The sequence below is a fragment of the Lentzea waywayandensis genome (assembly GCF_900115955.1).
GTDB classification, from domain to species: domain Bacteria; phylum Actinomycetota; class Actinomycetes; order Mycobacteriales; family Pseudonocardiaceae; genus Lentzea; species Lentzea waywayandensis.
Genome location: NZ_FOYL01000003.1, coordinates 302,653 through 316,260, shown reverse-complemented (window position 1 = coordinate 316,260; position 13,608 = coordinate 302,653). Strand labels below are relative to the sequence as shown.

Genomic DNA, 13,608 nt, shown 5'->3' with positions numbered 1-13,608 from the left:
GCGACGCCGAAGGCGAGCCGTCCTTACTGTGCGGTCTGGGTGGGGTGGTTTCGTCACGAGTCGTGCCATAGCTCTTGCTGCACATGAGTAGGGGTGTCAACTCGACACGCTTTTCGTCGAGTTGACACCCCTACTCATGTGTGGCCCGCTCTTGGTACGGCTCGTGACGAAACCACCCCACCAACGCAACCACCAAAGCAACGCGCCTCCGCCCAACGCAACAGGCGTGCCATCAACCCACGCACGGCGTAGGCCCCCGGTTTTGGATCAGATTGGCGGGGTCTGGGGCGGAGCCCCAGGAATCAACGCAACGTCACGCCCGCAACCCAACCACCTACGAACTCGCAACCCAGGCGCACCCCGCCGTCAACCGGCCTTCCGAGTAAAAGCCCAAACCCGCAAAGCCAACCCAGCCTTCAACACCGCCCGAAACGGCGCCCAAAGCACCCCGGCATGCCGATCAGCCAGGTACCGATAAGCACTCCGATGATGCTCCCGCAACATCCGACCCGAAGACCGAGCAGTCGAGTGCCCTCCGATGTGCACGACCTCGGCGTCGGGAACGTAGACGTTCACCCACCCAGCCGCACCAACACGTTCCCCAAGGTCAACGTCCTCGAAGTACATGAAGTACCGCTCATCGAACCCGCTGACGGAGTCGAAAGCCTCACGCCGCATCAAAAAACAGGACCCGGACAACCACCCGGCAGTCCGCTCGACAGGTTCCATCTCCTGCCGATAAGCACGAGTCCAGGGATTGGACTTCCACACAGCCCCGAAAACGGCATGCCCAACCCCACGCCCAAGCGAGGGCAACAGCCGGGCAGACGGGTAGACCTCACCAGAGGGTTCCCGGATCAACGGCCCGAACATCCCACCCCGAGGCCACCGCTCAGCAGCAGAGATCAACGCATCCACGCTGCCGGGAGCGAACTCGATGTCAGGATTGGAAATCAACACCCACCCCACATCGGGTCCAAGCGCGGCAACCCCGCGATTGGCCCCGCCGCCATACCCGAGGTTTCCCCCGGTGGGCAGAAATGTCACATGATCCCGAGAGGCGGCAACCTCCTCGGGAACCCCGTCGGTGGACCCGTTGTCGGCCAGGATCACCTGCACCGGACGGGAAGTAGCCTTCGAAAGGGTGTCCACAAAGGGAGCCAGCGTCTCGCCCGGCGAGTACGTGACCGTCACGACACCAAGTCCGTCGCCGTAGTTCACGCGCGCCACCCTAGCGCCGCCCGGTCAGCCACCGACGCCCCCACCGAGCGTCAGCGCCGGCGCCGCACCAACGCCGCCCGCTCGTAAGCCAGCCGGTGACGATCGGCACTGACCGCCCACGAGAAGTCCTTGGCCCGCTGCTGGCCGGAAGCCGCGAGCGAAGCCCGGCGAGCCGGGTCGTCCAACAGGTCGGCAACTGCGGCGGCGATGTCCCCCGCGCCGACGCCGCAGTAGGCAACGGCCTCGCCGCCCACCTCCGGCAGCGACAACCGGCGGGTGGTCAGCACGCACGCACCGCAAGCCATGGCCTCCAGCACCGGCAGCCCGAAGCCCTCACCCAAAGACGGGTAGGCCACCAGCTCGGCACCGCCCAGGAAGCCGGCGAGCTGTTCGAACGGCAGGTAGCCGGCCCGGATCACGCGGATGCGGTGCGGAACGGAGTCCAGCGCCCGTTCGACCTGGCTGTCCCAGCCGGGCTGGCCCGCCAGCACCAGGGCCGGCGGTTCGGCTCGGCCCACCATCGCCTGGGCGAAGCCGCGGATCAGGGCCGGGACGTTCTTGCGCGGCTCCAAGGCTCCCAGGAACGCCACGTACGGCGTGTCGCCCAACGACAGCGCCTTGCGGACTGCCAGGACCTCGTCCGGTGACGGTGGGTGGAAGCGTTCGGTGTCGACGCCGTGCTGGGCGATGTGCAGGACTCGGCGGTCGGCGCCGGCCACGCGGACCAGTTCGTCCGCCGTCGCCTGGGACGGGACCACGCACAGGTCCGCGCGTCGCAACGAGGCGCGGGTCCAGGCGCGGAAGAAGCGGGCCTTCACCGAGGAGTGCAGTACGGGGTCGGTGAAGAACGTGGCGTCGTGCAGCGTCACGACCGAGGCGGCCTTGCCGGCCAACGGAAGCGTGTAGTGCGGTGAGTGCACCACGTCGACGCCCAGGGTCCGGATCAGGCGGGGCAGCGTCGTCTGTTCCCAGGCCAGGCGGGCCGTCCTGGTAGCGACGGCGTCAGCGGCCCGGACGATCCTGGCGTTCGGCGCGATCTTCGTGAACAGGTCCTCGTCGCGTGGCTGGCACACGACGGAGAGTCTGGCTCCGTCCGCGTCCAGTGCCGCGACGAGCGAATCCACGTAACGGCCGACGCCGCCCCGGTCTGCGGGGATCGCGGTGGCGTCGATCAACACGCTGGGTTCGACGGTGGGCACGATCAGCTAGCGTAATGTCATTTGCTAATGCGTTTAACGGGAATGCACTAATCCGGTCGTTAAGCGTGTGTGTCCCAGACACCCTGTGCCGTCTTTCCCCAGGTGAACTCACTCGCTCGGGTGATTCCGGCCTCGACGGTGTGACGAGGATCAGCCAGCACGGCCCGCAGACCTTCCGTCAACGAGGCCAGATCGCCGCGCCGCACGATGGTTCCGGCGCCTCCCGCGACCTCCACCAGAGCCGGGTCGTCGGAGTGCACGACGGGGACGCCGGCGGCCATCGCCTCCAGCACCGGCAAGCCGAACCCCTCGGCCAGGCTGGGTGCGGCGAGCACGGTGGCACCGGCCAGCACCGAGGCGAGCCGCTGGTCGGAAACCTTGCCCAGCAACGTCACGTGCGGCGCGCGCAGGTCGACGTCACCCCAGCCCTGCTGGCCGATCACGACCAACGGCACCCGCAGCCGTTCGGTCGCGCGCACCAGCATCCCGAAGCCCTTGCGCGGCTCCACGGTGCCGATGGCGAGCACGTACGACGAGGGCAGGTCGTCGGCAGGCGGGGCAACCAGTCGCGTCACGCCGTTGGGCACCACGTGCACAGGAACCTCAACGCGCACGCACGCTGCCAACTGAGACGCAACGGCGTGCGTCGGCACGACCAGAGCGCGTGCCTCACGAGCCGCACGCGCGATCACCTTGCGGTGCCAGGCGACCCCGCGCGGAGTCAACGTCTCAGGATGCGTCCACGGCACGACGTCGTGCACGGTGACGACCGCGCCCGGCAGCGGGGCGAGCGGCGTCGGGGCGTGCACGTGCGGGCCGAGCTTCGGTGGAAGACCGCGTTCCCACAACGCCACCAGCGCCCGGCGCGGCACCCTGATCACGCGGTCGGCGCGGGACGTCGCCGCGGTCACCACGGACCAGCCGTCAGGAACTCTCTCCCCCAACGCCTTGAGCAGCTCCGCCGTGTAGCGGCCGGTTCCGCCGGGGACCGGGGCGTTGAGTTGCTCGGTCAGCACTACTAGCTCGGGCACGTCGCGTACCGTCTCACGCCGTGTCGGCAGTCAGCACCGTGGTGGTCGTGACGTGGCGGGGCCGTGACCACATCACGGCGTGCCTGGACGCGCTCGCGGCCCAGAAGAGTCCACATAGGACGATCATCGTGGACAACGCCTCCGACGACGGCACAGCCGAGCTGATCAGCGGACATGAGGTCGTGCGGCTGCCGCGCAACCGTGGTTACGCGGGCGGGCTCGCCGCCGTTCTCGACATGGTCGACACCCAGTTCGTCGCGTGGCTCAACGACGACGCGGCGCCGGAGCCGTCGTGGCTCGCCGAGCTGGAGAGCGCTCTCAACGGCGAACCCGGAGCAGCGGCCGCCACCTCGTCGATCTTGCTCACGGACGGCTCGACGCAGTCCGTCGGCGTGGCGCTGACCGCGGACGGCCACGGCAGGGACGTCGTGCTCGCCGGACGCGAGGTGTTCGGGTTCTGCGGTGGCGCGGCGCTGATCAGGACCGATGAGCTCAGGGCCGTGGGCGGCGTGCCGGCGAGCTTCTTCTGCTACTACGAGGACACCGACACGGCCTGGCGGCTGCGGCTGGCCGGGCACCGGGTGATCTCGGTCGGACCGGCCAGGGTCAGGCACAGGCACGGCGCCAGCACGCGCCCCGGTTCGACGCTCTTCCACCGCTGGAACGAGCGCAACCGCCTGCTGATGCTGCTGCGGTGCGCGCCCGCCTCGGTCGCGCTCACCCAGCTCGCCCGGTTCCTCGCGATCACCGCGATGCTGCCGTTCCGCAAGAACGTCCCGGACGCGGCCAACTTCCGGCTCGGGCTCCGCGCGCAGGTCCTGACCGAGGTGCTGCTCAGGCTTCCCGCCACGCTCGTCCAGCGCCTCAGGGTCAGGACCAAGATCTCCCGCAGAAGCGTCTGGCAGGACTGGGCCGGCCGCTGATGTCCCGCGGCGATGGAACCTCCTGCCGCCCACAGGCGTCCCCCGTGACGATGAACCTCAGGAAGCAGTCGTGAGGCGGCCGGCGCCACTCATCGTGATCGGGCTCGCCGCGGTCGCCTTCGCGGTCGTGCTGGGCGCGATCGTGCCCGAGCGGTACGAGCTCGCGGTGCTGATGCCGTGCTGCCTGCTGTCGCTCGCGTTCGCGTGGGGCGTCGGCAAGCTCGGGCCGGCGTGGCTCGTGCTGCCCGCGTTCATGGTCGTGATTCCCGGCACAGCGGTGCTGGTCGGCGACGGTCACCGCGCGTTGATGGACGTCCTCGCCACGCCCCAGACGTGCGTGATCACCAGCGTCGAGGACGTGCCGGGGCCGGACAACCCCGCGTACGCGCACCGCGTCACCTGCCCGGACGGCGCCGAGCTGCGGATAGTCGTGCGAGGCGAGCAGGACAAGAAGATGCGGCCCGGCCCGGCCACCGTCCTGCGGCACCCGCTGATGCGGCCGTTGCTCGCCGAGCGCAACGACTGGTCCGGCGAGTGGGTCTTCGGAGTACCTCTAGCTGTCGTGTTGCTCCTGATCTGTGCAACCACACTGCGGGCGCGCAGAGTGATGAGGCAGGCTTAGCGCGTGGATCGAGTCTCGCTGCCCGTCGTGTCCGTCGTGGTCGTCAACTATCGCGGCGCGGAAGACACCGTGACCTGCGTGCGAGGGCTGGCCGAGGTGGACTACCCGGTCGAGTTGCTCGAGGTGATCGTCGTCGACAACGAGGCGCACGACACCGCACGGCTGAAGGCGGATCTGCCCGGCGTGAAGATCGTCACCTCGGAGACGAACCTCGGCTTCGCGGGCGGCTGCAACCTCGGCGTCGAGCACGCCACGGGCGGGGTGCTCGCGTTCCTCAACAACGACGCGCGCGCGGACCGGAACTGGATCAAGGCCGCGATCAGGGTGTTCCACTCCGAACCGGCGGTCGGCGCGGTCGCGAGCAAGGTGCTCGACTGGGACGGCGAGAAGATCGACTTCGTCGACGGCGGGCTGACCTGGTTCGGCATGGGCTACAAGCGACACGCAGGTCAGGACGACGACGGCAGCCACGACGGCCCGAAGGACGTGCTGTTCGGCACCGGGTCCGCGATGTTCGTGCGCGCCGACCTCTACAAGAAGCTCGGCGGGTTCGACGAGCGGTTCTTCATGTTCTACGAGGACGTCGACCTCGGCTGGCGGCTGAACCTGCGCGGCTGGCGGGTCCGCTACGAACCGGCGTCGCTCACGTTCCACCGCCACCACGCGTCGATGAGCTCGATCGACCACAGCCGCGAGCTGTACCTGCTGGAGCGCAACGCGCTCATGTCGCTGTACAAGAACTTCTCCGACGAGACGCTGGCGAAGGTGCTGCCGGCCGCGCTCGCGTTGTGCGTGCGCCGGGCGACGGCGCGCGGTGAGATCGACGCCACGCAGCTGGAGATCACCCGCCGTCCCGCCGACCCCGCGCAGGACCGCGAACCGGTCGGGATGTCCCGCCAGGCGCTCGCCGGGTTCCTCGCGATCGACCAGTTCGTCGAGCAGATGCCGTCGCTGGCCAAGTCGCGCAAGATCGAGCAGGCCGCGCGCCGGATGTCGGACACCGACCTCGTTCCGTTGATGCGCAAGGCTCTCGAACCGGCCTATCCCCTGCCGCGCTACCTCGCCGCGCACGACATCCTCGTGGACGTCCTGGGCCTCGACGACGTGTTCGGCAAGCCGCGCAAGATCCTGGTGATCACCGGCGACGCGATCTCGGACCGCATGGCGGGCCCCGCGATCCGGGCCTGGCACATGGCCGACGTGCTGTCCGGCGAGCACCAGGTGCGGCTGGTCACGACGAACCCGCTGTGCGCACCGCCCGATGCCCCGTTCGGCGTCGAACGCGCCCGGCCGAAGGAACTGCCGCCGCACGTCGCGTGGGCGGACGTGGTCGTGCTGCAGGGCCACGCGCTGGAGATGGTCGGCGAGCTGAAGAAGGAGTCGTCGACCAAGATCGTGGTCTGCGACATGTACGACCCGATGCACCTGGAACTGCTGGAACAGGGCAAGGACAAGGCCGACGACAAGCGCGCCCTCGACCTCGCCGCCGTCACCAAGGTGCTGAACACGCAGCTCGAACGCGGCGACTTCTTCCTGTGCGCGTCGGAACGGCAGCGGCACTTCTGGCTCGGCCACCTGGCCGCGCTGGGACGGTTGACGCCGACGTTGTACGACAACGACCCGACGACGCAGTCACTGCTCGGGATCGTCCCCTTCGGACTGTCGGGCAAGCCGCCGCAGCGCACCGGCCCGGCGATCAAGGGCGTCGTGCCGGGTGTCACGGACGCCGACAAGGTCGTGATCTGGGCCGGTGGCGTCTACAGCTGGTTCGACCCGCTGTCGCTGATCGAGGCGATGGACCACCTGCGCAGGCGGCAGCCGTCCGCGAAGCTGTACTTCCTCGGGATGAAGCACCCGAACCCCGAGGTCCCGGACATGGACATCGCCGGCCAGACGCGGGCGCTGTCCGCACAGTTGGGGCTGACCGGCGAGACCGTGTTCTTCAACGACGGCTGGGTGCCGTACAACGACCGGCAGAACTGGCTGCTCGACGCGAACTGCGGTGTCACCACGCACTACGAACACGTGGAGACCACGTTCGCGTTCCGCACGCGGGTGCTCGACTACCTGTGGGCTGGCCTGCCGATCGTCACCACGTCCGGCGACTCGTTCGCGGACCTGGTGGAGCGCGAAGGTTTGGGCGTCGTCGTGTCGCCGGAGGACCCGGAGGCACTGGCCGACGCGCTGGAGAAGGTGCTCTACGACGAGGAGTTCGCGGCCGCGTGCCGTGAGCGCATCGCCGTCGTCCGCGAACGGTTCACCTGGGAGACGGCACTCGCGCCGCTGGCCGAGTTCTGCCGCAACCCCAGGCCTGCCGCGGACCGTCTGCCCGGCTCGGCCCCCCTGGTGCGCACACCAGGGCTGAGCACGACGGACAAGGTGAAGCGGGACCTGCTGCTGGTGCGCGAGTACCTGGACGCGGGTGGCCCGACCGAGTTGGCCAAGCGGGCGACGGGGCGTCTGCGGAAAATCGCGCGTGGTGGCAGGTAAATGGCGAGATCCCCGAAACCCCTCAGGGTGCTGCTCGACGGCACCCCTCTGCTCGGACACCGCACCGGAATCGGCCGCTACACATCGGCGCTGGCCGAAGAACTGGCGTCGATGACGGACGACGTCGACGTACGGGCCGTGGCGTTCACACTGCGCGGCTGGCGTGCGTTGCGCACTGTCCTGCCGCACGACGTGACCGCGCGCGGCCTGCCCGTCTCGGCACGGGCGCTGCGCCAGATGTGGCTGCGCGCCAAGTTCCCTCCGGTCGAGATGCTGGCCGGGTTCACCGACGTCATGCACGCCACGAACTTCGTGCTGCCGCCGACGATCCGGGCCGGCAAGGTCGTCACGATCCACGACCTGGCGTTCCTGGACGCGCCCGGTGACCTCCCGCCGTCGGACCGCCGGTTGCCGGAACTGGTCCGGCTGTCGGCTCAGCGCGCGGACGTGATCTGCACGCCGACCGCAGCGGTCGCCTCGGTCGTCGCGGACCGGTTCTCGGTGCCGCTGGAGAAGATCATGGTGACGCCGCTGGGCGTCGACCCGGCCTGGTTCGCCTCGCGGCCGCCGTCGCCGACGTTGCGGGGACGGCTGGGCCTGGCCTCGGAGTACCTGCTGTTCGTGGGCGCGGACGGGCCGCGCAAGGGCCTCGAGTACCTGATCAAGGCGCACGCGTCCGATCCGTCGCTGCCGCCGTTGGTGATCGTCGGACCCGGCCGGTCCGGTGTGGACGGTCGGGTGCTGCGGACGGGCTACCTGTCCGACGTGCATCTTCGTTCGGTGGTGGCAGGAGCAACGGCGTTGGTGCTGCCGTCGCGCGACGAGGGTTTCGGCCTGCCCGTGCTGGAAGCACTGGCCTGCAACGTTCCTGTGGTGTGCTCGGACGTGCCCGCGTTGCGCGAGGTCGCCGGTGGCCACGCCCTGCACGTCCCGGTCGGGGATGTCGAGGCACTGGCCCACGGGCTGGCTCAGGCCGTCGCGGCGCCGACCACCCCCGAGGCGCAGTCCGAACGGCGTGCGTACGCGTCTGGGTTCACCTGGCGGCGGTGCGCGGAGAAGACGGTCGAGGCGTACCGGCGGAGCAGGGCCTGAAGTGCGTCTGCAAGTACTACCGGCCGCGAGCCGGCGGTACTTGCAGACGCCCCAACGACTTCACCGAGAGTGCGGCCTCGGCGAGCGCTTGTCGAGCTGGCTCATCGACACCTGCCGCGAGCCCGTGACAACGGCGACGCATTTCAGGAAGCGCTGCCGATCGGAATCCTCTGTCGCGGGACGCTGAGGTGTGCGCCCGGAATCGAACATGCCGAACAGGCTCCCGCACTTGGGACTACCGTGCCAGACCGGTCACCCCAATGGCGCAGCACCGGTACGGGGAGCTACCACCCCGGCGTGGACAGCCTCCGAAAGGGCGCCGCGCCAGTGCGGCAAAGGACGTAGTCCCGCCGCTGCCCACGCCGCACCCGACAGCACCGAGTAGGCGGGTCGCGGGGCCGGGCGCGGGAAGTCAGCCGTCGTGCAGGGCTGAACGCGCTCGGGATCGGCGCCGAGCTCCTCGAAAATGGCCTGTGCGAACCGGAACCAGGTGGTCTCGCCGCCGCCGGTCGCGTGCAGCAACCGCGTCTCCGGCAGAACCGAGGCCAGCTCGAGAAGTCCCGCAGCGAGGTCGTGCGACCACGTCGGCGAACCGGCCTGATCATCCACAACGGACAGAGACGGCCGCGAGGATTCCAGCGCCGCAATGGTCTTCACGAAGTTCGAGCCGTTCGCGCCGTAGACCCACGAGGTGCGCACGACGTAGCCGCCCGCCTCCAGCACGCGGCGTTCGCCTTCGAGTTTCGTACGGCCGTACGCGGACTTCGGGCCGACCGGGTCGGAAGGCTCGTACGGCCGCGTGCCGTCGCCGGAGAACACGTAGTCCGTCGAGACGTGGATCATCGGAATACCAACGGAAGCGCACGCCTGCGCCAGCAGACCAGGGCCGACGGCGTTGACCGCGAACGCGCGGTCCTCGTCGGTCTCGGCGGCGTCGACGGCGGTGTACGCGGCACAGTTGATCACCGCGGAGGCACCGGCCAGATCTGCGGCCGCAACCTTCGTCACGTCCAGCTCGGCGGAGGACACCGCGCGGACGTCGGCGGACAGGACGGCGAGGTCGTGGCCGAGCTGGCCACGACCACCGGGAACGAGGATCAACTTCTCAGCCCTTCGCCAGCGCGGCGCGCTCCTTGAGCGGCTCCCACCAGGCGCGGTTCTCGCGGTACCACTCGACCGTGTCGGAGAGCCCGACGGTGAAGTCGACCTGCGGCGCGTAACCCAGTTCGGAGGCGATCTTGGAGATGTCGACCGAGTAGCGGCGGTCGTGACCCTTGCGGTCCTGCACGGGCTCGACGGCCGTCCAGTCGCGGCCCGTCGCCTCCAGCAGCTTCTCGGTCAGCTCGCGGTTGGTGAGCTCGGTGCCGCCGCCGATGTTGTAGATCTCACCCGGCCGGCCGGCCTCGGCGACGAGCTGGATGCCCCGGCAGTGGTCGGCCACGTGCAGCCAGTCGCGCACGTTCAGGCCGTCGCCGTAGAGAGGGACCTTCCCGCCGTCGATCAAATTGGTGACGAAGAGCGGAATCACCTTTTCGGGGAACTGATACGGCCCGTAATTGTTCGAACACCGAGTGATGCTCACGGGCAGTCCGTGAGTGCGGTGGAACGCGCGCGCCAACAGGTCGGAAGAGGCCTTGGAGGCCGAGTACGGGGAGTTCGGTTCGAGGATGTGCGTCTCGGTCCAGGAGCCCTCGTCGATCGAGCCGTAGACCTCGTCCGTCGAGACGTGCACGAACCGGCCCACGCCCGCGTTGAGGGCGCCCTGAAGCAGCGTCTGCGTGCCCAGGACGTTCGTGAGCACGAAGTCGGCCGATCCGGTGATGGACCGGTCCACGTGCGATTCGGCCGCGAAGTGCACCACGACGTCGATGCCGCGCATCTGCTCGGCGACCACGCCGGCGTCGCAGATGTCGCCCTGGACGAACTCGAACTTGCCCGCGACCGGCGCGAGGTTCGTCTCGCTGCCCGCGTAGGTGAGCTTGTCGAGCACCACCACTTCGGCACCGGCGAACGCCGGGTAGGACCCGCTCACCAACTCCCGCACGTAGTGCGAGCCGATGAACCCGGCCCCACCTGTCACCAGTACGCGCATGCCATTTCCTCCCGTGGTGTTCCCCGCTCGCAGTCTGTCACGTACCTAATCGCTGCAACCCACAGCAACGTCACGTCGTCTGACTTATAAAGAACTAAACTCGTGGTTGTGGGGGAGGAAACGGCTGTGGAAGGCAGAACTCTGCCGGTCAGGGTGGTGGGCACCCGGCCGTCTGCGGCCTTTCGCGCTTTCCTGGTGACGGGGAAGATCTTCGTCGCACTCGTCTCGACCGCTGTGCTCCTCGTCACGTCGTACGGCTGGAACAGATTGCGCACGGCGAACGACGGCATCGTCAAGACCGAGGTCATCTCGGAGGAGCTGGCCAAGCAGGGGCCCAAGCCGCTCGACGGCGCGGTCGACATCCTGCTGGTCGGCATGGACAGCCGCACCGACGCGCAGGGCAACCCGCTGTCGGAGGAGGTGCTGGCCATGCTCAACGGCGGCATCGCCGACGGCGAGCAGAACACCGACACCATGATCCTCGTGCACATCCCGGTCGACGGCACCCGCGCGGTCGCGATCTCGTTCCCCCGCGACTCCTACGTCGAGATGGCGGACGGGTTCGGCAAGCACAAGCTCAACTCGGCGTTCGCGCGCCAGCGCAACACCATCGACCAGCAGTTGCGGTCACAGGGCGTGACCGACGAGGCGCGCATCCGCACCGAGTCGATGGCCGCCGGCCGCAAGACGCTGATCAAGACGATCGAGAACATGACCGGCGGGTCGGTGCGCGTCGACCGCTACGCCGAGGTCAACCTCGCCAGCTTCTACGAGGTCACCAAGGCCATCGGCGGCGTCGAGGTGTGCCTGAAGGAGCCGACCTCCGACCGCGACTCCGGCGCGAACTTCCAGGCGGGCCAGCAGACGATCGAGGGCGCGGCCGCGCTGTCGTTCGTGCGCCAGCGCAAGAACCTGCCCGGCGGCGACCTCGACCGGATCGTGCGCCAGCAGGTGTTCATCGGGGCCCTCGCGAAGAAGGTGCTGTCGACCGGCACGCTGACGGACCCGGGCAAGCTCAACGGGCTGGTCGAGGCCGTGCAGAAGTCGGTGATCCTCAGTTCCGGCTGGGACATCACCACGTTCGCCGAGCAGATGCAGGGCCTCGTGGGCGGCAACTTCGAGTTCAAGACCATTCCGGTGGGCGACCCGACGGACACCTACAGCGACGGCAACGTGCTGCCGGTGAACCCCGCGCAGGTGCGCAAGTTCCTCACCGACCTGGCCTCGGACAAGACCAGCAAGTCGCCCTCGCCCACGACCACCACCTCGCTGCCCGCGCCGCCGAACTCCTCGATCAGCGTGCAGGTCCACAACGCGGCCGGCAGGCAGGGGCTGGCGGCGCAGGTGCTGGACATGTTGGTGGACAAGGGCTTCAAGCGCGGTTCCGTGGCGTCGGCGCAGGAGACCAGCGACAACACCGTCGTGTTCTACGCGGCCGGCGAGGAGGGGTCGGCGCGCAAGGTCGCCGCCGAACTCGGACCGGACGTCGGCGTCTCGGAGGAGAAGTCAGTCCGAAAAGGACAGGTGCTGGTGTACCTCGGCACCGACTACCAGTCACAGGGCGACGACTCCGAGGACGTCGATCCGCAGGGCGTTCCCGACACGTCGACGGCCGCCAGCTCGAGCAGCACCCCGCCGATCACGGCGGGCGGACTGGTCTGCGTGAACTGAAACCCCCGGCGTAACGGGCTTGCGATAGTTACGCTGAGCACGCAGAACCAGCACACGAAGGGCCATCCGTTGAGCACTGCCGCACGCGCGAAGAAAACCGCACGGGTCATCGGCCGTACGGTGATCGCGCTTGTCGCCGTGACAACGTTGGCGTTCTCCGGCTACTTCTGGACCGCGCTGCGGCTGGTGAAGCAGAACACCAACACCACGCAGATCCTCCAGGTGCTGGACGACATCCCGAACTCGCCGCCCGTCGAGGACGGCGCGATCGACATCCTGCTGGTCGGCAGCGACAGCCGGACGGACGCACAGGGGCGGCCACTTCCCGCGGACGTGCTGCGCAAGTTGCGCACCGAGGGCACGGACACGGTGAACACGGACACGATCATCGTGATGCGCGTGCCCCGCAACGGCGGCAAGGCGAGCGCCATCTCGATTCCGCGCGACACGTACGTCCCGATCGCCGGCTACCGCGAGGACAAGATCAACTCCGCGTACGGCGCGGTGAAGTTCCTGACCGCCGAACGGCTGCAGGCCGAGGGCGTGAGCGACCAGCAGGAGCGCGAGCGCAGGTCGGACGAGGCGGGGCGCAAGGCGCTGGTGCAGGCGGTGCAGGACCTGACGGGAATGCGCGTCGACCACTACGCGGAGATCAACCTCTACGGGTTCTACCTGCTGACCGAGGTGATCGGCGGCGTGCAGGTGTGCCTGAAGGCGGGCACGTCGGACCCGAACTCCGGCGCGAACTTCCCCGCGGGCCCACAGACGATCTCGGGCGGTGACGCGCTGTCGTTCGTGCGGCAGCGGAACATGCCCGGCGGTGACCTGGGCCGCATCGCACGGCAGCAGGTGTTCATGTCGCAGGCGATGAAGCAGTTGCTGTCCGCGGGCACGTTCACCGATCCGGGGAAGATGAGCGGCCTGCTCGACGCGGTGTCGAAGTCCGTTGTCGTGGACCAGAACCTCGACCTCGCGACGCTGGCGACGCAGGCGCAGGGCCTCGCGTCGGGCAACGTGGAGTTCGCCACGATCCCGGTGACGAGCATCGACGGCCGCAACGAACGCGGACAGAGCATCGTGACGGTCGACCGCGAGGCGGTGAAGGCGTGGGTGGCGCAGCTGATCGGTGAGACCCCGAAGCCCGTTCCCTCGTCGACGACCCCGAGTACGCCCGCGCGGTTCGGCCCTGAAAAGCTGCTCTCGCTCGACGGCGCGCACGCTGTCGCAGCGCGCCAGGATGTGCCGTGCGTCGACTAGGGAGTACCGC

At 68.8% G+C, this 13,608-nt stretch carries 11 protein-coding genes; 6 read left to right on the top strand and 5 right to left on the bottom strand.

Features of this window, described 5'->3' with window-relative positions:
• Positions 1-366: 366 nt before the first annotated feature.
• The 3 genes from BM417_RS12230 to BM417_RS12220 form a co-directional block, all read right to left on the bottom strand.
• The gene (locus BM417_RS12230; RefSeq protein ID WP_177320395.1) at positions 367-1,221 is read right to left on the bottom strand and encodes a glycosyltransferase family 2 protein; all 855 of its coding nucleotides are present in this window, start codon (positions 1,219-1,221) and stop codon (positions 367-369) included.
• 50 nt (positions 1,222-1,271) lie between these two features.
• The gene (locus tag BM417_RS12225) at positions 1,272-2,399 is read right to left on the bottom strand and encodes a glycosyltransferase family 4 protein (RefSeq protein ID WP_093593596.1); all 1,128 of its coding nucleotides are present in this window, start codon (positions 2,397-2,399) and stop codon (positions 1,272-1,274) included.
• Between the two features lie 80 nt (positions 2,400-2,479).
• Positions 2,480-3,451, bottom strand: coding sequence for a glycosyltransferase family 4 protein (locus BM417_RS12220; RefSeq protein ID WP_093591851.1), 972 nt, complete (start codon positions 3,449-3,451; stop codon positions 2,480-2,482).
• 20 nt (positions 3,452-3,471) lie between these two features.
• Between BM417_RS12220 and BM417_RS12215 the strand changes: the two genes are divergently transcribed.
• The 4 genes from BM417_RS12215 (at position 3,472) to BM417_RS12200 (ending at position 8,578) form a co-directional block, all read left to right on the top strand.
• Positions 3,472-4,374: a glycosyltransferase family 2 protein gene (locus BM417_RS12215; RefSeq protein WP_245821874.1), complete on the top strand. Its 903-nt coding sequence runs from the start codon at positions 3,472-3,474 to the stop codon at positions 4,372-4,374.
• Positions 4,375-4,444: 70 nt separating this feature from the next.
• A complete protein-coding gene (locus BM417_RS12210) occupies positions 4,445-4,996 on the top strand; it encodes a hypothetical protein (protein ID WP_093591848.1) in 552 nt (183 codons plus the stop codon).
• Positions 4,997-4,999: 3 nt separating this feature from the next.
• The gene (locus BM417_RS12205) at positions 5,000-7,486 is read left to right on the top strand and encodes a glycosyltransferase (RefSeq protein WP_245821873.1); all 2,487 of its coding nucleotides are present in this window, start codon (positions 5,000-5,002) and stop codon (positions 7,484-7,486) included.
• Entirely contained in the window at positions 7,487-8,578 is a 1,092-nt protein-coding gene (locus BM417_RS12200) for a glycosyltransferase family 4 protein (RefSeq protein WP_093591845.1), read from the top strand.
• A 252-nt stretch (positions 8,579-8,830) separates the two neighbouring features.
• Here BM417_RS12200 and rfbD read toward each other — a convergent pair whose 3' ends face one another.
• Together rfbD and rfbB are read right to left on the bottom strand one after the other, a co-directional pair.
• The gene (rfbD, locus tag BM417_RS12195; protein WP_093591843.1) at positions 8,831-9,679 is read right to left on the bottom strand and encodes a dTDP-4-dehydrorhamnose reductase; all 849 of its coding nucleotides are present in this window, start codon (positions 9,677-9,679) and stop codon (positions 8,831-8,833) included.
• Positions 9,680-9,683: 4 nt separating this feature from the next.
• Positions 9,684-10,670, bottom strand: a complete 987-nt coding sequence (gene rfbB, locus BM417_RS12190) for a dTDP-glucose 4,6-dehydratase (protein ID WP_093591840.1) — start codon at positions 10,668-10,670, stop codon at positions 9,684-9,686.
• 126 nt (positions 10,671-10,796) lie between these two features.
• Here rfbB and BM417_RS12185 point away from each other — a divergent pair, with 126 nt between their 5' ends.
• A complete protein-coding gene (locus BM417_RS12185) occupies positions 10,797-12,341 on the top strand; it encodes an LCP family protein (protein ID WP_245821872.1) in 1,545 nt (514 codons plus the stop codon).
• A gap of 69 nt (positions 12,342-12,410) precedes the next feature.
• Positions 12,411-13,598: an LCP family protein gene (locus BM417_RS12180; RefSeq protein ID WP_093591837.1), complete on the top strand. Its 1,188-nt coding sequence runs from the start codon at positions 12,411-12,413 to the stop codon at positions 13,596-13,598.
• The last annotated feature ends 10 nt before the right edge of the window (positions 13,599-13,608 follow it).